General features: G+C 55.4%; 15 protein-coding genes. 12 read left to right on the top strand and 3 right to left on the bottom strand.

What is annotated here, in order from left to right:
* Nucleotides 1-46 precede the first annotated feature (46 nt).
* The gene (locus LGT44_RS07245; RefSeq protein WP_145469187.1) at nt 47-307 is read right to left on the bottom strand and encodes a SlyX family protein; all 261 of its coding nucleotides are present in this window, start codon (nt 305-307) and stop codon (nt 47-49) included.
* Nucleotides 308-440: 133 nt separating this feature from the next.
* On the opposite strand from LGT44_RS07245, the gene LGT44_RS20125 reads away from it, so the two are divergent.
* The gene (locus LGT44_RS20125) at nt 441-932 is read left to right on the top strand and encodes a cold-shock protein (RefSeq protein WP_274704259.1); all 492 of its coding nucleotides are present in this window, start codon (nt 441-443) and stop codon (nt 930-932) included.
* A 66-nt stretch (nt 933-998) separates the two neighbouring features.
* Here LGT44_RS20125 and LGT44_RS19970 read toward each other — a convergent pair whose 3' ends face one another.
* A complete protein-coding gene (locus tag LGT44_RS19970) occupies nt 999-1127 on the bottom strand; it encodes a hypothetical protein (RefSeq protein WP_255449035.1) in 129 nt (42 codons plus the stop codon).
* A 248-nt stretch (nt 1128-1375) separates the two neighbouring features.
* On the opposite strand from LGT44_RS19970, the gene LGT44_RS07235 reads away from it, so the two are divergent.
* Both LGT44_RS07235 and LGT44_RS07230 read left to right on the top strand, forming a co-directional pair.
* A complete protein-coding gene (locus LGT44_RS07235) occupies nt 1376-3343 on the top strand; it encodes a TonB-dependent receptor plug domain-containing protein (protein ID WP_230331126.1) in 1968 nt (655 codons plus the stop codon).
* Between the two features lie 102 nt (nt 3344-3445).
* The gene (locus tag LGT44_RS07230; RefSeq protein ID WP_230331127.1) at nt 3446-4171 is read left to right on the top strand and encodes a 4'-phosphopantetheinyl transferase family protein; all 726 of its coding nucleotides are present in this window, start codon (nt 3446-3448) and stop codon (nt 4169-4171) included.
* Here LGT44_RS07230 and LGT44_RS07225 read toward each other — a convergent pair.
* Nucleotides 4154-5350, bottom strand: coding sequence for a TolC family protein (locus tag LGT44_RS07225; RefSeq protein ID WP_230331128.1), 1197 nt, complete (start codon nt 5348-5350; stop codon nt 4154-4156). The two genes, LGT44_RS07230 and LGT44_RS07225, sit on opposite strands and share 18 nt — an antisense overlap.
* 626 nt (nt 5351-5976) lie before the next feature.
* Between LGT44_RS07225 and LGT44_RS07220 the strand changes: the two genes are divergently transcribed.
* Genes LGT44_RS07220 through LGT44_RS07180 form a run of 9 tightly spaced genes read left to right on the top strand, consistent with a single transcriptional unit; the run spans nt 5977 to nt 23479 of the window.
* Complete coding sequence (locus LGT44_RS07220; protein ID WP_230331129.1) at nt 5977-6852, top strand: isochorismate synthase; 876 nt, start codon at nt 5977-5979, stop codon at nt 6850-6852.
* Nucleotides 6849-8495 (top strand): (2,3-dihydroxybenzoyl)adenylate synthase, encoded by a 1647-nt coding sequence (locus LGT44_RS07215; RefSeq protein ID WP_230331130.1) that lies wholly within the window; start codon nt 6849-6851, stop codon nt 8493-8495. The genes LGT44_RS07220 and LGT44_RS07215 overlap by 4 nt, the downstream gene beginning before the upstream one ends.
* A 9-nt stretch (nt 8496-8504) precedes the next feature.
* The gene (locus tag LGT44_RS07210) at nt 8505-9389 is read left to right on the top strand and encodes an isochorismatase family protein (RefSeq protein ID WP_230331131.1); all 885 of its coding nucleotides are present in this window, start codon (nt 8505-8507) and stop codon (nt 9387-9389) included.
* 2 nt (nt 9390-9391) lie between these two features.
* Complete coding sequence (gene dhbA, locus LGT44_RS07205; RefSeq protein ID WP_230331132.1) at nt 9392-10144, top strand: 2,3-dihydro-2,3-dihydroxybenzoate dehydrogenase; 753 nt, start codon at nt 9392-9394, stop codon at nt 10142-10144.
* A 35-nt stretch (nt 10145-10179) separates the two neighbouring features.
* Nucleotides 10180-11349, top strand: a complete 1170-nt coding sequence (locus LGT44_RS07200; protein WP_230333548.1) for an efflux RND transporter periplasmic adaptor subunit — start codon at nt 10180-10182, stop codon at nt 11347-11349.
* Between the two features lie 3 nt (nt 11350-11352).
* Nucleotides 11353-14499: a multidrug efflux RND transporter permease subunit gene (locus tag LGT44_RS07195; RefSeq protein ID WP_268866405.1), complete on the top strand. Its 3147-nt coding sequence runs from the start codon at nt 11353-11355 to the stop codon at nt 14497-14499.
* A 32-nt stretch (nt 14500-14531) separates the two neighbouring features.
* A complete protein-coding gene (gene fes / locus LGT44_RS07190) occupies nt 14532-15827 on the top strand; it encodes an enterochelin esterase (protein ID WP_230331134.1) in 1296 nt (431 codons plus the stop codon).
* 15 nt (nt 15828-15842) lie between these two features.
* On the top strand, nt 15843-16061 hold the full coding sequence (locus tag LGT44_RS07185; protein WP_230331135.1) for an MbtH family protein: 219 nt from the start codon (nt 15843-15845) through the stop codon (nt 16059-16061).
* Nucleotides 16058-23479, top strand: a complete 7422-nt coding sequence (locus LGT44_RS07180) for an amino acid adenylation domain-containing protein (RefSeq protein WP_230331136.1) — start codon at nt 16058-16060, stop codon at nt 23477-23479. Before LGT44_RS07185 ends, LGT44_RS07180 begins: the two co-directional genes overlap by 4 nt.
* Nucleotides 23480-23503 lie beyond the last annotated feature (24 nt).

Here is a 23503-nt window from a genome sequence, read left to right as displayed (position 1 = left end):
CCCGGCTTCTTTATGTCTGCCTGTTACTGCTACACCTCTGTGGCTATCAGTAATGTGGCGGCGGTGGTTCATCGGCCATTGCTTCGCCGGCAGAAGGGTTCTGCTGTAGTTGCTCCAGCTTACGGTGCATCAGTTGCATGGCCTGTTTGGCCAGCAGGAATTCCTGGCTAAGGGTCGATACCTGGTCATTCAGGCTATCGATGGTGTCTTCCAGGAAGGCAATACGCATTTCCAGTTCGTCGATACGTTGTTGCGCCAGCGGTTGTTTATCAGGCGCTGCAGCGGAAGCCGGTGGCTGTTGGCTCATAGGTGTGTTTATACCCTTTAGCTATCGTGTTGATTTTTTTAATGAATTGGGCTTTCATAGCCCACTTGTCAAAGGCCCGCGGGCCAACGATTTTGTTACAGCTGTGATATTAACGAGTGATACGAGAGAACGCATGGGTAAATTGATATTACGTAAAATTATTGTAGCGCTGGTGTTTGCTGCAATTGTTCCTTTCATTGTTGCCGGCATCTTTACTTCGCTGGTGACAGGTCTGCAATTGACCGACGGTACGGCGCTGACCGCCGATAACCTGATGAATGTCGCCGGTATGACCGAGCTGCTGCTGGCTGTTGCCGTTCTGACACTGGTTACCAGCCTGCTGTCAGCGCAGTTGGTTCCTTCCCGTCGCCGTCGTTTCCGCTCCAGTGGTACCGTTGTGGAAAGCGATGTTGAAGATGGTCGCGAGCGTGGTGTGGTTAAGTGGTTCAACGTGAAAAAAGGTTTTGGCTTTATTACCTGGGATCAGGGCGAAGATGTGTTTGTGCATTTCCGTTCTATCCGCGGTCAGGGGCACCGCTCTCTGACTGAAGGTCAGCGCGTGAAATTCACCGTGGTGCGTGGTCAGAAGGGCCCGCAGGCGGAAGATGTTTCAGCGGTTCGCTGAAGCCTGAAACCGATACAAAAAAAGCGGCTGTTGCCGCTTTTTTTGTATCGGCAGTTTTTAGTTCTGCTATGCCTTGTGGCTTTGTGCCTGACTGATGGGCTGGGTATCGGTCTGATGCAGGCCGGGTTCATCGCAGCCCTGGGGCTCGGCGAACCATTGCAGAATCAGAGTGAAATATTGCCAGAGCAGTGTCATAGCGAGTCCTCCCGCGTTGTTTTATCTGAGTGTAGACAGGGCACGGGAGGTTGCCAGCAGGCCGGTTTTCAGGAACTGGTGCCTTGCCGACTACCGGCCGCCATAATCTTCCACAGACAGCTTATTTGGAGTACTCAATACTAATTATTAAATACGAATGATTATCAAATATTGTAATGGCTGTGATAGTCGCATACTATCTGCCGAGTTCTAAATGATAATCAATGTTATTTATTAGGGAGGAGTACATGAACTTCAGATATTCAGTACTGGCATTTGCTCTGGCAAATGCATCAATGGTTGTCGCCGCAGAAGAGCAGACCAGAGAGTTAGAGAATATGGTGACGACAGCAACGCTGTCGGCCCGGGATTCGGCAACAGTGCCGGCTTTTACTACGGTAGTCACCGCGGAAGATATTGAACGGTCGGCGGTAACCAGCCTGGCAGATCTGCTGCGCGATACCGTAGGTGTGCATAATTCCAACGACAGCCTGGGACGTGATGAATTACGTATCCGTGGCCTGGGGGGCGATTACACCCTGATTTTGGTGAATGGCAAACGTGTTTCCTCTGGTTCTGCGTTCGCCAAAGGCAGCGATGTGGATTACAACTCAATTCCGCTGAACAGTATTGATCGCGTTGAAATCATCCGTGGCCCCATGTCTTCTGTTTATGGTGCCGATGCGATTGGTGGTGTGCTGAACATTATTACCAAAGCACCGACTCAGGAATGGAGCGGCAACGTATCTGCTGAATACCGTACGATTGAATCGGGTGAAGATGGTCAGCAGCAGCGCTTGGGAGCTTCTGTCCGTGGTGAGCTGGCACCGGGTTCGCGTCTGTTTGTGGCCATTGAGCAAAAGCAACACGATGCCTGGTATGAAGACCGCGCCGACAAAAAAGCGAATGAGCCTCCGCGATTGGAGGAGAAAACCTCGACCAATCTGTTTGTCACATTGAGCCAGGATCTGAATGCAGAACAAACGCTGGATGTTGATCTGGCGCTGAATAAAGATGATCGTCCACTGGGTGTTTATGCTTCCGGTCCGCGTACCCGTGAACAGGAGTTGGAGCGTATGGAGCTGGCTCTGACTCACACCGGTCGCTGGGGTTGGGGTACAACAACAGCGTTCGTCAAACATGAAGACTCTGAGGTAAAAGACTTTAACTCATCTTATGCTGCTCCACAGACTCACAATACCGGTGAACAAAATCTGTATGCCAAAGCCTACGCCAATGTAACGGCCGGCAGTAATGCCATTGTTGCCGGTATGGATTATCGCCATCAGGAAATTGAAGACAAAACGACCTACCTTAAAACCGGTAAGCTGTCGATTGATGAACTGGCAGCTTTTGTTCAGGATGAAATTACCGTCGCTGATAATTTGTTCGTTACTCTGGGCGGACGTTTGGATAATCACGAAATTTTTGGCTCGAATTTCTCGCCGAAAGCTTATGTGGTGTATCAGTTTAACGATGCACTTACCGTTAAAGGTGGAGTGAGTAAAGCCTTTAAGGCGCCGGATGGCAGCTATCTGAGTGAAGAATACCGCGTGATCAGCTGTGGTGGTGCTTGTTCGCTGGCCGGTAATCCGGATCTGAAAGCCGAAACCAGTATTAATTATGAAGCGGGTATCGAACTGCGTCAGGATACCTGGGAAATGGCACTGAGCTGGTTCAATAATGATATTGATGATCTGATTGAGCGCCAGATTACTTATGATACCAACAATGATCCGGTTGCCGCTGAATGGATCAACGTTGCTAAAGCAAACACCAATGGTTTTGAACTGACAGCCTCGGCAGATGTGCTCAGTAATCTGACTCTGTCGGGCAATATGACGTACCTGGACACCGAATATGAAGACGCAGCAGGTGAGAAGTTTGTGCTTACCGGCCGCCCTGAATATGAAGCCAATACAACAGTCGACTGGCAGGCCAGCGATGCAGTTTCTGCCTTGTTGAGTGTGAATTATCTGGCGGGTATGCAGTATTCCAGCTGGGCAAATAATGGTGGTACCTGGGTGCAGGAGTTTCCGGTTGCAAAATCTTACTACCGCACCGATCTGGGTGTTGTGGGTAAGGTTTCTGATACCTTTACGCTGCGTGGTGGTGTGAAAAACCTCACCGATGTGCAGCTGAGTGAAATTGATCCGAGTTATACCCTGTTCGAACTGGGCCGTAACTACTACGTCAGTGGGACTTATAACTTCTGATAGTCAGTAGCATCAGGATGACTGAATCCGGGTAAGGAAAAAGCACACATAAATTCTTGTGTGCTTTTTATTGCCCATCAGAATGTTCGTCAGGGAGAGATCATGGCTTTTACACAGGGAGACGTATTTCTTTGCCGGCAGATGTTGTCGCTTTCGGATTTTAACGCGGATGATTTTGAGCGGAAAAATATTAAATTGCCGCAGAAAATAGCAACGGCTTCACCTGTGCGTCAGGCGTCTTATCTGGCCGGACGTCGGGCAGCCCGGCAGGCTTTGCGGATGGCGGGTGAGTGCGGGGAATTTAATATTGGCAGTGATGCTGCTGGTTGTCCGCAGTTTCCGCCAGCGGTGGTGGGGTCGATCAGCCATGTGCGTACGGGCGAGTGTATTGAGGCGGTTTGTCTGCTGGCCAGAACAACGTCGGCCAGATCCCTGGGTGTTGATCTGGAAAATATAATGAGCCGGGATATCGCTGCGGCGGTGTTCAATCAGGTATGTGATGCATCTGAAAAACTGCTGTTAAAAAGCAATCTGCATTTTACTGAAAACGTGGCATTAAGCCTGATCTTTTCTGTTAAAGAAGCGTTATATAAAGCCCTGTGGCCGGAAGTGAGGCAGGTTTTTGATTTTACCGATGTTGCGGTAATTGCTGTTCATCCGCTTTGTCAGACTCATTATTATCTGTATTTATCTGATCAAATACAGTGCGGCTATTGTGATATAACGCTGAAAAGAACACTGGCTCCGGGAGTAACACAGGGACGCTGTTATCGCGCTGACTGGATTCTGACAGATAAACAGGTTCTTACTTCAGTTCTCGTCAGCTGAAAACCAGCGGTTCATCAAAGCTACATCTATTTCATTAAGAGCGCCGGCATAATATTTCAGTTCCATCAGGTGAGTCATATAGTCGCTACGCGCATTGGCGAACTCTTTTTCTGCCGCCGATAATGTACGCTGAGCATTGAGTACATCCACCATGTTGCGGGTTCCAATGCGATGGGCACTGCGTGTTGCGTTCATGGCAGACGTAGCAGAAATAATTGCTTGTCGGCGTCCGTTAATATTCATCACATCATAGCGTATCTGTCGTAACAGGCGGCGTAGCTCAAAGCGTACTGCCCGCCGGCTTTCTTCCTGCTGATGTCCGGCAGCGATAGCTTGCCAATGAGTTTTCTGCTGCTCACCATAGTGGCTGCCTCCGGCCAGTAATGGCAGGGTGATTTTGGCCGAGAGCATCGTTGTCGTTCCTTCGTCATGTTTATTACCGTAACCCTGCGTATGCTGAACGGTGGCGGTAAAATCGGCCTTGGGAAAATGTGCGGCTGAAGCTGATTTATTCAGCAGCCGCATTTTAATTTCTTCCTGTTGAGCCTGTTGGATCTGTGGATGATTAATTCCATCCGACAGCAACCACTGGTTCAGCTGTTGCTCATCAGGCAGCTGTAATTCAAGGCCGGGTGTAAATGGTGTAACAGCACTGACTGGCTGACTGCTGATACGGCTTAGTATTTCCAGTTGCAGGCTGAGCTCTGCCTTGGCTGAATGAGCCGCTGCATGCGCATTATCGAGTGCGGCCTGTGCTTCCAGCACTTCTGTTTTCACAACAAGCCCCGCAGTATGGCGCTGGCTGGCGTGGTGCAATGCTTCGGTAAACGCCAGGGTATCAGTGTTGGCGGCTTCCTGTGCGGCGATTGCCCGCAGGGTGTCTGCGTAAGTCCGGATAAGTGTCAGCAGCCATTGTTGCTGAGTGTCACTGAAGGCTGTTTTTGCTGCTGCGCTTTCTGCATAAGCTGCGCGGTAGTCATACCAGGCAACCGGATCGAACAGACTTTGTTGCAGAATTATTTCCCCTGACCGGCTGCCGCTATTACCTGTCTCATCATCTGTACTGGTCACTTCCAGCCGTGCATTTATCTGCGGCAATAATTTACCAAGAGCAATATCTGCGGTGAGTTGGTCAGCGGCCAGTTGCGCCCTTGAGCTGTTTAAAGTTGGGTCTGTCATCTGGCCCGCTTTAAATAGTGATAATAAATCATGGGTTTCGGCCTGGGCATGATTTGTAAGAAGAATTACTGAGAGAAAACCTGAAGAAAGCGGAAAAGGAGAAAAAATAAATCCCGGTTTCTGGCGGCGGAATGGATTAAAAAAGAATTTCATAAAATCCGTTTAAATAGCAGAAGAAAAAAATAGCCAATTCTTGCTTGACGTTTATTGACACTCATCCTGATGGTGATGTACCGTAAAATGATAAGCATTATCATTAGCGTTTGAGGTTGAGGTGTCAAGTGAATAAGCCTGTATCCGGTATTGAGGAAAATTCCTCTCATCCTGTTTTGGCTTCTGGCATCAGCACTCATCCTGATGTGGAAAACGCCTGCTTTTTTTATGCTTCATCTCAGGGGTGCATTCAGGCGCGGGGTATCGCAGAGGCTGTTTGTCAGCCTGTAGGTGTTGATGCTGTTCAGCGGCTGCAGTTTTTACGTTCAGTTGATTCGGCATTAAATCGTGCGCGCGCTTATGGTCAGAAACGACCCTTGGTAATGGGCTGTATTCCATTTGATCGTACGCAGCCAGCCACTCTTTATGTACCCCGCGAGAGCGAATTTCTGACGGAGTCGCCGGCTTTACCAGTGCCTGATTTGGCAATAAGGTCGCGTGTTATTTCCTGTGACAGCGTGCCGGGTGAGCAGCGTTTCCGGCAATCTGTAGAGCAGGCTGTGGCGAATTTCCGTCTTAGTGATATTCGCAAAACGGTTCTGTCTCGGGTTCTGAATGTGGACCTTGACCGGCCACTGGATGCCGGTTCTGTTTTTCAGCGATTACGTGCACAAAATCCATCCGGATATCATTTTCGTTTTCCACTGGCTGATGGTTCTGAGCTGATTGGTGCCAGCCCGGAATTATTACTGCGCAAGCAGGGGCGGAAAATTATGTCGAATCCTCTGGCGGGTTCAGCACGCCGGCGTGCTGATGCAACAGAAGATCGCCAGGTCAGTGAGCAGTTATTACGTTCAGCGAAAGATGCATACGAACATAAGCTGGTAATTGATGATATTCGTCAGGTTTTATCTCCCTGGTGTGAGGAGTTGGATATTCCCGATGCTCCGTCATTAATCAGCACTCCGGCTATGTGGCATTTATCAACCAGTATTCATGGTCAGGTTGATGATGCAACTATGAATCCATTGAAAATCGCTACTGAGTTACATCCTACGCCTGCTGTTTGCGGCTCTCCTACCGCTCAGGCATATAAACTTATTCAGCTTATAGAACCCTATGAACGAGGGCCATTTGCAGGAATGGTCGGCTGGTGTGACGCTGAAGGCAATGGTGAGTGGGTGGTGACTATCCGTTGTGGGCGTATCACTGCAAACCGGATCCAGATTTTTGCTGGTGCGGGTATCGTCGCAGACTCGTCGCCGGAAAGTGAATGGGCAGAAACCCGTGCAAAAATGCAGACCATGCTCAATGCGCTGGATGCCGATTTTTCCGGAGTAACACCATGAGGCCTTCTCTGCCGTTTAACCGTTGGCCGCAGGTTCTGGAGGATGAGTATCGCGGGCAGGGATTCTGGCTGGACTTACCGCTCAGCAATATTCTGCAGCGCCATCGTGATAATCAAGGTACTGCTGTTATCTGTGGGGAACGACATTTTTCTTATGCAGAGCTGAATCGTTTAAGTAATAACCTGGCAGCACAATTTGTCCGCCGTGGTTTAGGTGTTGGTGATACTGCACTGGTTCAGCTGCCGAATATCGCTGAATTTTACATTGTTTTTTTTGCCTTACTGAAAGCCGGTATTGCCCCGGTTAATGCACTTTTCAGTCATCAGAAACTGGAGTTGCGTGCTTATGCCAGTCAGTTGAATCCGGCATTACTGGTGATCAGTGATGAGCACCCGCTGTTTACCGATGAGGTCTTTACCGCTGAATTAAAGACACTGGCTCCGGCACTGGATTTGGTCTGTTCTGCAGGGGCATGCAATTTTGCACTGCATCTCAGCAGTCTGTGTTCCATGACCGTTGACGTGGATGTTGACGCGGATATTGACTGTAATAGTGCAGCAGAAGAGGTTGCATTTTTTCAGCTCTCAGGCGGCAGTACAGGTACGCCCAAATTAATTCCCCGGACACATAACGATTACTACTATAGCGTACGCCGCAGTGCAGAAATCTGTCAGCTTGATGGTGCCACACGTTATTTGTGCGCATTACCTGCGGCGCATAATTATCCGCTCAGTTCGCCGGGAGCATTAGGTGTCTTCTTTGCCGGTGGCTGTGTCGTTATGGCGCGTGATCCTGAACCTCTGCGCTGCTTTTCCTTAATTGAAAAATACGGTGTGACTATGACTGCGCTGGTGCCATCAGCGGTCATTCTGTGGTTACAGGCGGCACCCGGTTATCAACAGCAGTTAAGCAGCCTTAAATTACTGCAGGTAGGCGGAGCCAGTTTTGCTGAAGCTTTGGCACGACGTGTCCCTGTTGAGCTTGGCTGTCAGTTACAGCAAGTGTTTGGTATGGCCGAGGGTTTGGTGAATTACACCCGCCTGAATGACAGTGATGAGCGTATTTTCACTACTCAGGGATGTCCGATGAGCAGCGCTGATGAAGTGTGGGTCGTTGATCCTGAAAGTCACACACCTGTGGCCTGTGGTCAGACCGGAATGTTAATGACCCGTGGTCCTTACACGTTTCGCGGTTATTTTAACGCCGCAGAGCATAACGCCAGCGCCTTTAATCCGGATGGATTTTATATCTCCGGAGATCTGGTGACACAGGACGAAAACGGCTACCTGAGAGTAGTCGGCAGGGTAAAAGATCAGATTAACCGTGGCGGTGAAAAAATCGCCGCTGAAGAAATTGAAAATATTCTGTTGCGTCACCCTCATGTATTGCAGGCAGCGTTGATTTCTGTGCCGGATGCTTTGCTCGGTGAAAAAAGCCTGGCCTGTATCGTTGCGCGCAAAACCGCAGGGCAGAGTGAATTAAAGCCTGTCGCGCTGCGCAAATACCTGCGTGCTCAGGGGGTCGCTGAATTTAAGTTGCCTGACCGCTTTCAGTTTATGGCCTCGCTGCCACTCACCGCCGTCGGTAAAACCGACAAAAAAGAATTACGTCAGCAGATTTTTACTGCTGCACCTGCTATCTGAGGTTTTTTTATGAGCATTCCCGATATCACCTCCTATTTATTGCCCGCAGCCGACGAGCTGCCAAAAAATAAGGTTAACTGGACGGTCGACAGCCAGCGTGCGGTATTGCTGGTGCATGATATGCAGGATTATTTTCTGCGTTTTTACGGCAAAGACAGCCCGCTTATGCGTGCTCTTACCGACAATATTGCACGTATCTATCAGTGGGCAAAGCAGCAGGGTATTCCTGTGGTATACACAGCACAGCCGGTGGAGCAGAGCGATGCCGAGCGTGCGCTGTTAAATGATATGTGGGGGCCGGGGCTGACTAAGGCCGATCCTGCGCAATGCAAAATTGCTCAGGCCATTGCCCCGGCTACAGATGACACTGTACTGGTTAAATGGCGTTACAGCGCTTTTCAGCGTTCTGAGTTGCAGGAAAAAATGCTCGGCTGGCAGCGTGATCAGTTAATTATTGTTGGTGTTTATGCACATATTGGCTGCCTGACCACGGCGCTGGATGCCTTTATGCGTGATATTCAGCCTTTTATGGTGGCGGATGCGGTCGCTGATTTTTCCCACGCTGAACATGTCATGGCACTGAAATATGTGGCAGGCCGCTGCGGTTCTGTGATCACAACTCAGGATTTATTTGCTGAAAATAACAAGGCCGGAATACTGACCCGTGAAGGTCTGCAGGCGCGTCTGTTGCAATTGCTGGAAATCAGCGCCGATGAATTCGACGGCGACGAACTGCTGGTCGATTACGGTCTGGATTCGGTGCAGGTAATGCAGCTGATTGGTGAATGGGATAAAGCCGGTATCCGCGTGCAGTTTGAAGAGCTGGCGCGCCAGGCCACCTTTAATGCCTGGTGGGATTTACTTAGTCGCCGGCAAGCGGCAAAGGCGGCATAAATATGGCCGCATTTGATTTTTCCGGACGCCATGCCTGGGTTACCGGTGCCGGTCAGGGGATTGGCTGGCAGGTTGCACAGCAACTGCAGATGCTGGGTGCTGACGTCACAGGTTTTGATCTGGCTTTCAGTCAGCCGCCGGCAGCCTATGCGTTTCGCCGGCAAACACTTGATCTGAGTCGTGACGGCGATGTACAGGCCTGTGTGGCGGATCATCTGCACCATGCTGTGCCCGATATTCTGATTAATGCGGCCGGTATTTTACGCCTGGGCGGTCTCGGCAATCTGACGATGGCCGATTGGGATGCCTGTTTTGCCGTTAATGTGCGTGCAGTCTTTTCTATGATCCGTGCACTCAGTCCGGCGATGAAACAGCAGCGCCGTGGCAGCATTGTAACTGTGTCGTCCAACGCGTCCCATGTGCCACGGCTGAATATGGCAGCGTACTGTGCCTCTAAAGCAGCCGTGCGCAGTTTTGCCCAGTGTGCGGCTCTGGAGCTGGCGCCTTTTGCTGTGCGCTGCAATCTGGTTTCGCCGGGTTCCACCGATACCCCAATGCTGCGTGCCATGCTCCCCGATGGCTATCAGCGCACCATCGACGGTCTGCCCGAGCAGTACAAACTCGGTATTCCGCTGGGCAAGGTCGCGACCCCGGCCGACATCACCAACGCCGTTATTTTTTTAGCCTCTGATCTGGCAGGCCATATCACCATGCATGATCTGGTGGTGGATGGCGGTGCCACGCTGGCGGCATGACGCTGCCATCTTTTGTGAAGGAATTTATAACCACCATGAGTTATTCGATATCCATTCGGCGGAGGCTGTGTCTGTTGTCTCTGTTGTGGTCGCTGCTGTTATTGACCGCCTGTTCGTCCGCTCCGGAGCCGGCTCCCGACGAAGAAACTCCGGCAAAGGTTTCGGTGCTCACTCTGCAGTCCGGCCCGGAAATCCTGACCAGTGAATTACCTGGCCGGGTATCGGCTTTTCGTTCGGCGGAAGTGCGTCCACAGGTGAGTGGCATTGTGGTGCGGCGCCTGTTTGAGGAGGGCGCTGATGTTACGGCAGGGCAGCTGTTATACCAGATTGATGATGCCAGTTACCGTGCGGTGGTTGCCCGTGCTGAAGCCGGGCTGGCCGTCGCGGAGGCCAGCCTGGTGAACTTAAACATCAGTGTGGAGCGCTATCGTCAACTGGTGGACAGCGAAGGGGTCAGCCAGCATGAATATGAGCTGGCGCTGGCGTCTTATCAGCAGGGCGTGGCCGAGGTAAAAGCGGCGCGTGCCGAAGTGGATGCCGCACGTATTGATCTGGAACGCACCGGTATCCGCTCACCCATTGATGGCCGTATCGGCCGCTCACTGATCAGCGAAGGCGCATTAGTGGTGGTCGGACAGAATGAACCGCTGGCAACGGTGCGCCAGTCTGATCCTGTCTATGTGGACATCGTTCAATCCAGTCGCGATCAGGTAAATATCCGCCGTCGCCTGGCTTCCGGTGAACTGCTGTCAGGCAGCCAGCAGGTCAGATTGACGCTGGAGGATGGCAGTGCTTACCCACTGGCCGGAGAGCTCAAACTGACGGAAATGAATGTCGATGCTGATACCGGCGTGGTCACCATGCGCGCCCAGTTTGCCAATCCACAGGGCCTGCTGTTGCCTGGGATGTATGTCCGCACCCGGGTTGAGCAGGGCGTGGCACCTGCACTGTACAGAATCCCGCAGCAGGCCGTACGTTACAACGAGCGCGGTGATGCCACAGCCTGGATTCTGGACAGTGATGGCCGGGCGCAGCTCAGTGTTCTGAATGTTCAGGGCCAGTCCGGCAGTGACTGGCTGGTGTCGGCCGGAGTGCCGGATGGCGGGCGGCTGGTGATGGAAGGCAGCCTGCGCCTTTGGCCGGGGCGGATTACCGAAGCCCGCAACTGGGCAGATACCCTGCAGATACAGGCGGAGGCTCAGTAAATTATGGTGTCGCATTTTTTTATTGATCGTCCGGTTTTTGCGTGGGTGGTGGCCATTGCCATTATGCTGGCCGGCCTGATGACCCTGCGTACATTGCCGGTGGCGCAGTATCCGGATATTGCGCCACCGATCGTGCGCGTGGGAGCGATGTATCCCGGTGCCTCAGCGGCTGTTGTTGAAAACAGCGTGACTCAGGTGCTGGAACAGGAGCTGAAAGGACTGGAAGGACTGCTGTATTTTAATTCCACCAGTTCTTCCAGTGGTGAAACCGACATCATGCTGTTTTTTCAGCACGGTCAGGATGCCGAAGTCGCGCAGGTGATGGTGCAGAACAAGGTCAATCAGGTGACCTATCGTCTGCCGCAACAGGTTCAGCAGAACGGCCTTTCGGTGACGGCTATGCAGAACACCTTTCTGATGGTGGCGGTGTTTTATGACGAAAGCGGCGCGCGCAGTAACTCGGATATTGCCGACTGGCTGAGTAACAGCATGCTGGATGCGTTAAGCCGCGTACCGGGTGTTGGCCGCATACAGAATTTCGGTTCACCTTATGCGATGCGTATCTGGCTGGAGCCGGACAAGCTGGCCAGCTATAGCCTGATGCCGCAGGACGTTATCGCCACTATTGAAGCGCAGAATGCGGAAGTGCCGGTGGGCGAACTGGGCGCTCTGCCAGCGCCGGATCAGCAACAGCTCAACGTTACGGTAACGGCGCTGTCGCGTTTGCGGACGGTGGATGAGTTCCGCAATCTGGTGTTGAAAACCAGCACTGACGGTGCACTGGTGCGACTGCAGGATGTTGCCCGGGTCGAAATCGGGCAGGAAAGCTATGGCAGTATTTCGCGTTTAAATGGTATGCCGGCGTCCGGACTGGCGATTATGACAACCCCCGGTGCCAATTCACTGGCGACGGCTGCCGCAGTAAAAGAGCGGATTGAGCAGCTCAGCCGTTCATTTCCCCATGGCGTTAAAGTGATGTATCCAGAAGACGCCACCCGTTTCGTCAAACGCTCCATCAGTGCGGTATTTAAAACCCTGGCCGAGGCCGTGGCGCTGGTGGTGCTGGTGATGTTTCTGTTTCTGCAGAACTGGCGCACAACCTTAATTCCCGCCATTACAGTGCCTGTGGTTTTACTGGGTACCTGCGCAGTGCTGGCTTTGGGCGGATTTTCCATTAATACCCTGACGTTATTTGGCATGGTGCTGGCGATTGGTCTGCTGGTGGACGACGCCATTGTGGTGGTGGAAAACGCCGAACGCATTATGCAGGAAGAGGGTGTGGATGCCCTGACTGCTACGCGGCGCAGTATGAAGGAAATCACCAGTGCGTTAATCGGTGTGGCGGTGGTACTCGGCGCGGTATTTTTGCCGATGGCATTTTTCCCCGGCTCTGTTGGTGTGATTTACCGCCAGTTTTCTGTGACGCTGGTATCGGCAATGGGTCTGTCGGTTCTGGTGGCACTGACCCTGACGCCGGCATTGTGTGTCAGCCTGTTACGCACAAAGCAGGACGCTGCACCGGCCACTGGCTGGAGCGCCCGTCTGGCCCGGGCAATCGGCGGGCTGCAGACTGCTTACCGCCGGCGTTTACAGGCATTTCTTAACCGTCCGCGTCGTTTTGCTGTTATTTATCTGTTGCTGGGACTGGGCGTTTATTACGGGTATCAGAAATTCCCCACCACCTTTTTACCGGAAGATGATCAGGGTACGGTCATGGTGCGCTATATGCTGCCACCGGGGGCGACCTATGAGCGCACGGCAGAAGTCATGCGCCAGATCGAAGACTATTTTCTGACCCGGGAAAAAAATAATACCGCTGCTATTTATACCGTCTCCGGCTTCAGCTTTTCCGGCTCAGGTCAGAATGCCGGTATTGCTTTTGTTAACCTGCGCGACTGGGATGAGCGTCCTGGCAGTGACAATACCGCACAGGCGATTGCCGGACGGGCAACCCGTATTCTGAATGAAGAATTACGCGACGGGCGCATGTTCGCCATGGTGCTGCCACCGGTGGATGGTCTCGGTGACAGCGCCGGTTTCGAATTCTGGTTGCAGGATACGGCGGCGGTGGGAATTGAGGCTCTGACCGCCAAAGCGCATGAGCTGGTGGAGCGTATCAGCGAATCACCGGACGTTCTGTTTGCCGATGCCGAAGGCAGCGACATTATTCCGCAATTACGCATCGATATCGATCAGCCAAAAGCGGCGGCCATGGGACTGCGTCCGGCCGATGTTAATTCCACGTTAAGTGCGGCCTGGGGCGGCGCCTATGTGAATGATTTTATTCATCACGGCCGGGTGAAAAAGGTCATGGTGCAGTCCGATGCGCCATTCCGTGCTCAGCCGTCGGATCTGGGTGAATGGTATGTACGTGGTGTGAATGGCAGCATGACACCATTTTCTGCATTTGCCTCCACTCGCTGGACCTCCGGACCGGCGCAGCTGGCACGCTTTAATGGTTTACCTGCGATTGAAATCAGTGGCGCCGGAGAAGCCGGAGCCAGCTCTGGTGACATCATGGCCATGATTGAAAAAGCGGCGGCCAGCATGACGGATACCAATCTGGAATGGGCAGGGCTTTCTTATCAGGACAAAATTTCCGGCGATCAGGCCCCGGTGCTGTATGTCGTATCCGTTTTGTTTGTTTTTCTTTGTCTGGCTGCGTTGTACGAAAGCTGGAGCATTCCGGTTGCCGTGATGCTGGTGATTCCGCTGGGCCTGCTCGGTGCCGTGGCGGGGGTCATGTTGCTGGGTATGAAAAACGATATTTTCTTTCAGGTCGGCGTGCTCACCACCATCGGCCTTGCTGCTAAAAATGCCATTCTGATTGTTGAATTTGCCGAAAGCGAAATTGCCCGCGGAGAGATGCCAATGGCTGCTGTCGTGCATGCCGCCAGCCAGCGCTTACGACCGATTCTGATGACCTCACTGGCTTTTGGTGCAGGCATTATTCCACTGGTATTTGCTACCGGCCCGGGTGCTGCGGCACAGAATGCCATTGGCGCCAGCGTGCTGGGTGGCGTCATTTCCGGCACGGCGCTGGCTATTTTCTTTGTGCCTCTGTGTTACCTGCTGATTGCCCGCCTGCGTCAGCGGCTGAGCCTGTCTGGGACGTCTGTGGCGGGTGAGCTGCAGCCTCCGTGTCAGTGAGTGTGGGTGTCGTAATGAACGCCGGGAATATTATGAACTCAGGAACTGTGGCTGAGGCTTCTGCCGTAATGCAGGAGAGCGCTTTACTACAGGTTTTTTCTGCCTCAGATATAACCGCAGTTCCTGGTTCAGATGCATTCTGGAAACAGATAAAAGAACAGGGTACGCCACTGCTAACCAGCCGTGCTGATAACCAGTGCGGTATCACCTTTCTGTGGCGTGATCCGCAAGGTGCAGAAAACTGTTCACCTTATAAAGCGGTATTTATTGATGTGTATTCACACACGCCGCACCCGACCCGTCAGCTGACCAGTCTGGTGCGCCTGACCGGTACCGATGTCTGGTACTGGCAAACGCAATTACCCGCCGACTGGCTTGGCAGTTACGTGCTGTTGCCAGCAAAAAATACGCAATTACCACCGGCCAAAAGTGCGCGGCAAAGCAGCAGTGATGTTGCCGCAGCTGTACGCGGCTGGTGGATAAATTTATTGCAGCAAAGCGGTCAGGCCGATGTGCTGAATCTGCGCGCCCCACATGTGGATGGTAATGGCCGTGAATTATCGGCGCTGATATTACCGGGTGCTGCTGTGCATGCGCAGCTACGCGATGAAAAATGCCTGCCTGCGCAAGGCAGGCTGCATCACTGGCGCTGGCATAACGCTCTGCTCGGCGCAGAGCGCGATGTGTGGTTATACCGCTGTGGTACGGGTCGGGATTTACCTCTGGTTATTTTTCTCGACGGACAGCGCTGGGCACGCAGCAAAGGCTTTTTCACCCAGCTGGATGCCTTAACTCACAGTGGCGAATTTCCGCCTGCGGTGTATTTATTTATTGATTCGGTCAGCAGTGATGTGCGCTCGCGCGAATTAACCTGTAACCCGGCGTTCTGGCTGATGCTGCAGCAGGAATTATTAGCCGATGCGCAAAGACTGGAAGCCTTTTCCTCTGCTGCGCAAAAAACCATCGTGGCCGGTCAGAGCTTTGGTGGTTTAGCGGCACTGTACGCCGCACTTAACTGGCCACAACGCTTCGGCAACGTGCTCAGTCAGTCGGGCTCTTTCTGGTGGCCGGATGTTAATGAGGAAGCCGGCAATGGTCTGCTTACCCGCCATGTGCGTTCGTCTGCCCCTGTGCTCAGTGAGCTTAATGTGGAACTGCAGATCGGCTGCTACGAAGACGGCATGCTTGGGGTTAATCGCGCTATGCACGATGCCCTGAATGCTGCTGGCGCGCATGTTTCTTTTCAGCAATTCCGTGGTGGTCACGACTGGCTGTGCTGGCACAGCGAATTACTGTCGGGATTAAAACGCCTTTTTTCGGTTATTTAAAAATCAGGATCTGTTATGAGCAATAGTGCCTATTTAAATCCGTTCGACGATGACCAGCATGAATTTCTGGTGCTGAAAAACAGTGCGGGGCAATACAGTTTATGGCCGGTATTTGCCACCGTTCCTGAAGGCTGGCACCCGCAATTCGGTCCGGCGGCGCGCAGTGCCTGTAACGATTTTATTGAGGCGCACTGGCTCAGCATTAATCCGTTTACCGCAGGTGCCGGACAATGAGCGGTGCAGATATTAACGGGCAGGCACTGACCGGCACCCAACAGGGAATCTGGCTGGCGGATCAGGTCAGCGAAAGCGGCGACCTGTATAACATTTCTCATGCGGTGGAAATCCGTGGGCCGTTAAATGCGGCGCTGCTTGATCTGGCCATTCGCCAGGCCATGACGGAAGCAGATACGGTGTGTGCGTTGTACCGTGACGGTCAGCAGACGCTGCGTTGTTTAAGGGCAGAGGATATTCCCGCCTGTGAACGGCTGGATTTCTCCGCATTGGCGGATGGCCGTGAACAGGCCTTTGCATATATGTGGGCCGACAGCCACGCCCATCTGACGGTGGACGGAGAAGCCCCTCTGTTCCGTCATCTGCTGATTCAGCTCGCGCCGGAGCACTGGCTCTGGTACCAGAGATACCATCATATTCAGCTCGATGGGTTCAGCATTAATGCCTTAAGCCGCCGTATTGCCGCTCTGTATTCTGAGCGTCTGGCGGGTATCGCCTGTGGGCCGTCGCCCTTTACTGCGGTAACTGAGGTGACGGCGGAATACCAGGCTTATCGCGCCTCGGACGCCTGCCAGCGTGATAAGGCTTTCTGGTCAGAGCTCTGTGCCGACCTGCCCACACCGGCATCCTTATCGGCCAGGCCGCACAGCATTGCGGGTGCCGCATCGTTATTAACCGTGGAATTATCGCTGGCCGGTGATGTACTCAGCCGGCTGAAAACCTTTGCCGCGCAATGCGGTAAACGCACCGGTCTGCCGGATGTGCTGATGGCCCTGATTGGTGCTTATCTGGCCCGCATGACCGGCCAGAGCACTCAGGTGCTTGGCGTGCCTTTTATGCGCCGTCTGGGTTCGGCGGCCATTACCTCTGCGGCTCCGGTGGTGAACGTGTTGCCATTACCACTCAGTATTGCGCCGCTGACTTCGCTGTCTGAATTAACCCGTCAGGTGCACGAACAGATGGCCGCCGTGCGCCGCCATCAGAAATACGATGCCGAACAGATTGCACGCGACCTGAAGCGCGTGGCCGGCGATCCTTTATACGGCGCTGTGGTGAACTACAAACACTTTGATTACCGCCTGGATTTTGCCGGAGCCGAAGGTATTACCCATCACCTCGCCACCGGCCCGGTAGACGATATTGAATTCGGCCTGCTGGTGCATGAGCAGCACTTATTGCTGGAATTACGTGCCGGTGCTGGCCGTTACACTGCCGCTGAATTAGCTGCCCATGCTGAACGCTTTGTGCGCCTGCTCAATTACTGGCTGGCGCAGCCGGAATCTCCACTGGCCGATGTGCCCCTGCTCAGCGACGACGAACGTCACAGCCTGAGCCTGTGGCAACAGGGGCGGGTATTCCTGCCACCACAGGATCTGCACAATATCGCTGACCTGTTCTGGGAGCAGGTGCAGAAAAAACCGGCGCACACCGCGCTGGTTTTTGCCGCTGGCAGCGGCGCCGACGAGCGCCTGAGTTTTGCTGAAGCCGGCGCAGAAGTCGCACGTCTCAGCCGCTGGCTGCGGGCTCAGGGCATAGGGCGTGGTCAGGTCGTGGCCACTGCGCTGCCAAGGTCGCGCTATTCGGTACTGGCCATGCTGGCGGTGCTCGACAGCGGTGCCAGCTGGTTGCCGCTGGATCTGGATTACCCGGCCGGGCGTATGGCCATGATGTGTGAGGACGCCCGTCCGGCGTTGTTGCTGACGACGCAGACGGTGACGGCACAGTTTCCGGCACAGCTTAAGCGGGCGAATCTCGACGATGCGGCGTTGCTGGCAGAGTTGCAGGCCCAGCCCGCCGTGCGGTTGAACGCTGATGAGCGACCGCTGCCGGGGGGCGATGATATCGCCTATGTCATTTTTACCTCGGGCAGTACCGGGCGGCCGAAAGGGGTGATGAACAACCACGGCGCCTTGCTTAATCTGATCAGCTCACACCGCAGCGCCTTTTATGAGCCGCTGCGCGAGCAGGTCGCGCAGCGCTGTCCGGGGCGGCCACTGCGTGCCGGTCACACCCATTCGTTTTCGTTCGATTCCAGCTGGCTGCAGATTTTCTGGCTGCTGCTGGGCGAAGAAGTGCATGTGTTCGACGACACTGTGCGGCGCGACGCCAGCGAGCTGGTGCAGCAGATCCGGCAACGTGGCATCGACACCCTCGACCTGCCACCGTCGTTTCTGGCACAACTGCTCAATCAGGGCCTGATGGACGCTGACCATCATCAGCCGTCGCTGATTCTGATCGGTGGCGAAGCCTGCCCGGCTAACCTGTGGCAGCAGCTGAATCAGCATCCGCAACTTACCGCCCACAATTTGTACGGCCCGACCGAATACACAGTGGATACCCTGCGTGCCTGCGTGCGTGACAGCGAGGGCCCGCTGGTGGGCCGCCCCATCGGCAATACCCGCGTTTACATTCTCGATGCCCGCTTACAGCCGGTGCCGCCGGGCGTACTGGGCGAACTCTATATCGCCGGCGCTGGTCTGGCGGCGGGTTATCTGGCCCGTGGCGTACTCTCGGCCGGACGTTTTGTTGCCGACCCTTATGGCCCGCCAGGCAGCCGCATGTACCGCAGCGGTGATCTGGTGCGCTGGACCAGCGATGGCCGCGTGGAATTTGCCGGTCGCGGTGACGATCAGGTGAAAATCCGTGGCTACCGCGTCGAAATCGGTGAGGTGGAAAATGCCCTGTCACTACTGCCGGCGGTGGAAAGTGCGCTGGTGCTGGCGGAGTCGATCAACAACAGCCAGCGTTTGCTTGGCTATTGCGTGATTCCGGGGCTGAGCGGTGACGAGCGCACACAGCGCAGCCGCGAACTGCTGGGCCTGCTGCGCGAGCGGCTGCCGGATTACATGGTGCCGTCGTTGCTGCTGGTGATGGACGAATTCCCGCGTAATGTCAGCGGTAAGATTGACCGCAAGGCATTACCGAACAGTCAGGATATGCACGGCGGCAGTGTTCACACCAACAGGGCACTGAGCGACGACGAGGCGCTGCTGTGCATGCAAATGGCCGCTGTGCTTCGGCTTGGGCAGGTGGGCGCGGATGACGATTTCTTTGCCATCGGTGGCGACAGTATCAGCGCCATTATTCTCTGTACCGCTGTGCGCGAGCAGGGCTGGCTGCTGAAGCCGGCGCAGGTGTTCAGCCTTAAAACCCCACGCGCACTGGCCACTGTAATGACGCCCCTGCAGGCAAACACGGCTTCTGAGCTGGAGTGGCTGAGCGCGGCGGAGCGCCAGACCCTGCAGCTGCGCTATGGGCGTGAGGTGGAGGCCGCACCTCTGCTGCCGCTGCAGCAGGGCATGCTGTTTGAAACCCAGTTGCACCCGGACGGCGGTAACTACAACGCCTTTACCCGCCTGTCTCTCAGTGGCGTGGTGGACAGTGAACGCTTACAGCAGGCGCTCAATTATGTAGTGGGCCGCTATCCGCAACTGGCCGGGCTGTTCGACAGTGACAGTCTGGAGCAGTCGTTACTGGTAATGCCGGCCGTTACGGAACGGCACTGGCCGTTGAGCGAACACGACCTCAGCATCCTGCCTGCCAGCGAGCGCGCCAAGGAACGCGCCAAGGAACGTGCCAACGAACGCGCCCTGGCCTTTGCTGAGCTTGAACAACAGCTGCTGCAGGCGCATTACCCCACCGGCCGTGCTGGTGGGATGCTGGCAGCGGCATTGGTGCATCTCGGGGTGAATGAAGACAACGAACCGCGCAGTGAACTGATTCTGGTGATTCACCATCTGGTGGTGGATGGCTGGTCGACGCCGCTGCTGCTGCGCGATCTGATCACCGCTTACCAGACACAGGCGCCGCTACCGGCGCTGGATGTGTCCTATCCACAACTGATGCAACAGCTGCTGCAACGTGATGACACTGAAGCACGCGCTGTTTGGGCGCAGGCACTGGCGGGGGCCAGCCCGACCTGTGTATTCGATGCTGCCGATAGCCGCACGGCGGTGGCCGCTGTCAGCGAATACACGCTCACCTTAACCACGGCAGAAACCCAGGCGCTGACGCAGAGGCTGCGGCGTCAGGGGATTACCCTCAACGTGCTGATGCAGGGCATCTGGGCTCAGGTCCTGCGTGGCATAACCGGGCGCGACGACGTACTGTTCGGCACGCCGGTGTCCGGACGCAGCGCGGCCATTAACGGTCTGGCCGATCAGGTTGGCCTGTTCCTCAATACCCTGCCGGTGCGGGTTAAGACCGACGCTGATCAGGCCTTCTGGCCCCAGCTTGCGGCCATACAGCAGCAACACGCGCAGCTGATGGAACAGGATGCGCTGGGACTGGCGGACATTCAGCGGCTGGCCGGGCTGGGGACTTTGTTCGATACCCTGCTGGTGGTGGAAAACTACCCGGATTCTGGTTGGGCCAGCGCCGAGCTCAGTGGCAATGGCAGCCAGCCGTTGCATATCCGCGCTATTCATAACCGTGGTTACAGCCACTACCCGCTGGCGCTGCTGGTGATTCCCGGCGAGCAGCTGACTCTGCTGGTAGAAGACCGCCAGGCACTGGCGACGCTGGGCCTGAATGCAGCGCTGCTGGCGCAGCGCGTGGCCCATGTGTTGCGTCTGGCGTTGGCTGAAGCCGATAGCAATTCCGCTGTGCCGTTAGCCCGTTGGCCAGCGCTGAGTCCGGTGGAGCAAAGCCTGCTGACAGAGGCTAATAACACGCAGCGGCCATTGTCCGGCGCCACCCTGCAGTCGGCGCTGCGCAGTCGGGCTGAGCATCATATGCAGTCGTTCTGTGTGGCCGACGAGCACCAGACTCTGACCTATGGCGCAGCGCGTGCGCGGGTGGATGCCATGGCTGCAGGTCTGCAGCAGGCCGGAGTGACGCCGGGCAGCATTGTGGCGCTGGCCCTGCCGCGCTCGGTGGATCTGACTCTGGCCATCTGGGCGGTGATTGAAGCCGGTGCGGCCTATCTGCCGCTGGATACCGGTTATCCGGATGAGCGTCTCGGCTTTATGTTGCAGGATGCTGGCGCGGCGGCGCTGATCACGGCAGAAGCCCTGTTTGCACGGCTGCAACCGCTGGCTGGCAACAGCCCGTTGCTGGATGTGAACGACCTGCAGACCAGCGATCCGGCACAGCTTAAGCGGGTGAATATCACTCCGGCGCATCCGGCGTATCTGATTTATACCTCGGGCACCACAGGACAACCGAAAGGCGTACTGGTCGGCCATGCCGCCATCGTTAACCGGCTGGAGTGGATGCAACACCAGTACCCGCTGACGGCAGCGGATGTGGTATTGCAGAAAACGCCGTGCAGCTTTGATGTGTCAGTGTGGGAATTTTTCTGGTCGGCGTGTGTGGGCGCCGGGTTGGTGATGGCCGCACCTGAGGCGCACAAAGATCCGCAGGCGCTGATCGATACCATTAACCGCTGGCAGGTCACCACCCTGCATTTCGTCCCCTCCATGCTGGCGATTTTTACCAGCACAGCGCGTGCGCTGTACGGTGAAGAACAACCGCTGTGTACATCATTGCGTCAGGTCTTCTGCAGCGGTGAAGCCCTGACCTGGGCTCAGGCCGATGCCTTTAACCAGCGTTTTGGCGTTCGCGCCGCGGATAATCAGGGCGTGCAGCTGCACAATCTCTACGGCCCGACCGAAGCGGCGGTGGATGTCAGTTACGAACCGGCCTCACAGGCTGTGTCGTCTGCGGGCAGCCCAGTGTCGTTGGGCAGCTCAGTGTCATTGGGTAACAGTGTGCCGATAGGACGTCCGGTGTGGAACACCCGTCTGCAGGTGCTGGATGCGACATTACGCCCGGTCCCAGTGGGGGCTACCGGCGAGCTGTACCTCAGTGGTGTGCAGCTGGCGCACGGCTATCTGGGCCGCGCTGCACTCAGCGCCGGGCGTTTTGTTGCCGATCCTTATGGTCCGCCGGGCAGTCGTATGTACCGCACCGGCGACGTGGTGCGCTGGCTGAGCAATGGCGTGGTGGAATATCTGGGGCGTGCCGACGATCAGATCAAAATCCGCGGTCAGCGCATTGAGCTGGGTGAAATCGAAACCTGTCTGCTGGCGCAACCGGGCGTGGCCAATGCCGTGGTGCATGCAACGGTGCTGCACGAGGGCAATAACGGCTCCGGTGAAGACAACCGCCAGCTGGTGGCTTATCTGGTGGCGCAGCCCGGCGTAACGCTGGCAGAGGATGCACTCAAAGCCGCCGCCAGTGCTGCGCTGCCTGCGCATATGGTGCCGGTGGCCTGGGTAACGCTGGAAAAGCTGCCGTTAAGCGCCAACGGCAAACTCGACCGCAAAGCCCTGCCCAAACCTCAGCTCAGCAGCGCTGGCAGCAGCAGCGGGCGCGCACCGGCACGCGGGCTGGAGCAACGTCTGGCGCAGCTGTTTATGCGCCTGCTGGAGGTGACGGAACTCCGTGCCGATGACGACTTCTTCGCCCTTGGCGGCCATTCGTTGTTGGCCATGCGCTTAGCGGCCGATATCCGCCGGGAACTGAAACGAGCGGTGACCGTGGGGCAGATTATGGGCGCACCCACCGTGGCGCGACTGGCAGCGTTGCTTAACGAAAACGACCAGCGCAACGATTTTGGTCACGATGGTTTTGCCGAAGTGATAAGGCTTCGTGCAGCGCGTAAAGACGTTCACGGCCACACGCCAGAGCCGCTGTTCTGCTTCTGTCCGGGCTCGGGCTTTGCCTGGCAGTACAGTGTGCTGTCGCGTTACCTGCGTGAAGGCCGTGCCATCATCGGTCTGCAGTCACCGCGCCCGCACGGCCTGATGGCCAGCAGCGCCAGTATGGAAGAACTGGTGCAGCGTCAGCTGAGCATTATCCGCCGCGAGCAGGCTCACGGACCTTACTATCTGCTGGGCTACTCGCTGGGTGGCGCGGTGGCCTATGCCGTGGCGGCGCAGTTGCGCGCTCAGGGCGAGGAGGTGGCCTTCCTCGGTCTGCTCGATACCTATCCGGCGGAAGTACACGACTGGAACGATCCGGAAGGTGCAGAAGAAGCCTTAGGTGCCGAGCGGGAACAGGCGCAACTGCTGAATGATGCCGTCGGTGCGGAAACAGACAGTGCCACGCTGGCGCAGGACGAGCAGCAGGCCATGGCCCAGGCACAGGCAGAAAAAGACGCCATGCTGGAGCAGATCTTTGCCAACTACAAAGATGCGGTACGTCTGCTGAAACAGACACGCACTCCGGTTTACGACGGCCGCTTCAGCGTGTTTGTCGCCGCCCAGGATCTGCCCGCTTATATCCGCCCGCAAGCCGACTGGCAGCCTTATGCACCGGGAGCCGAGTATGAATTTCTGCCCTGGGCCAGTCATGAAAATATCCTTTCGCCACAATCCCTGCAGCAGCTCGGCCCGTTACTCGACCGTCTGCTTGCTGAGGGAGACAGTGAAGCCGCAGGTTCCTCCCGTCATTACCCGCCGGTCAGTGCATGACCGGCCTTTGTTTAAGTTGATGCT

It is taken from the genome of Thalassolituus alkanivorans, from assembly GCF_020447205.1.
Taxonomy (GTDB): Bacteria; Pseudomonadota; Gammaproteobacteria; order Pseudomonadales; family Oceanobacteraceae; genus Venatoribacter; species Venatoribacter alkanivorans.
Note: the sequence above shows the minus strand (reverse complement) of the source record. Positions and strands in the feature narration are given on the sequence as shown.

Coding starts and splice junctions, on each gene's coding strand:
- LGT44_RS07245 (WP_145469187.1), bottom strand. CDS start 307: ATGAGCCAACAGCCACCGGCTTCCGCTGCAGCGCCTGATAAACAACCG.
- LGT44_RS20125 (WP_274704259.1), top strand. CDS start 441: ATGGGTAAATTGATATTACGTAAAATTATTGTAGCGCTGGTGTTTGCT.
- LGT44_RS19970 (WP_255449035.1), bottom strand. CDS start 1,127: ATGACACTGCTCTGGCAATATTTCACTCTGATTCTGCAATGGTTCGCC.
- LGT44_RS07235 (WP_230331126.1), top strand. CDS start 1,376: ATGAACTTCAGATATTCAGTACTGGCATTTGCTCTGGCAAATGCATCA.
- LGT44_RS07230 (WP_230331127.1), top strand. CDS start 3,446: ATGGCTTTTACACAGGGAGACGTATTTCTTTGCCGGCAGATGTTGTCG.
- LGT44_RS07225 (WP_230331128.1), bottom strand. CDS start 5,350: ATGACAGACCCAACTTTAAACAGCTCAAGGGCGCAACTGGCCGCTGAC.
- LGT44_RS07215 (WP_230331130.1), top strand. CDS start 6,849: ATGAGGCCTTCTCTGCCGTTTAACCGTTGGCCGCAGGTTCTGGAGGAT.
- LGT44_RS07210 (WP_230331131.1), top strand. CDS start 8,505: ATGAGCATTCCCGATATCACCTCCTATTTATTGCCCGCAGCCGACGAG.
- dhbA (WP_230331132.1), top strand. CDS start 9,392: ATGGCCGCATTTGATTTTTCCGGACGCCATGCCTGGGTTACCGGTGCC.
- LGT44_RS07200 (WP_230333548.1), top strand. CDS start 10,180: ATGAGTTATTCGATATCCATTCGGCGGAGGCTGTGTCTGTTGTCTCTG.
- LGT44_RS07195 (WP_268866405.1), top strand. CDS start 11,353: ATGGTGTCGCATTTTTTTATTGATCGTCCGGTTTTTGCGTGGGTGGTG.
- fes (WP_230331134.1), top strand. CDS start 14,532: ATGAACTCAGGAACTGTGGCTGAGGCTTCTGCCGTAATGCAGGAGAGC.
- LGT44_RS07185 (WP_230331135.1), top strand. CDS start 15,843: ATGAGCAATAGTGCCTATTTAAATCCGTTCGACGATGACCAGCATGAA.
- LGT44_RS07180 (WP_230331136.1), top strand. CDS start 16,058: ATGAGCGGTGCAGATATTAACGGGCAGGCACTGACCGGCACCCAACAG.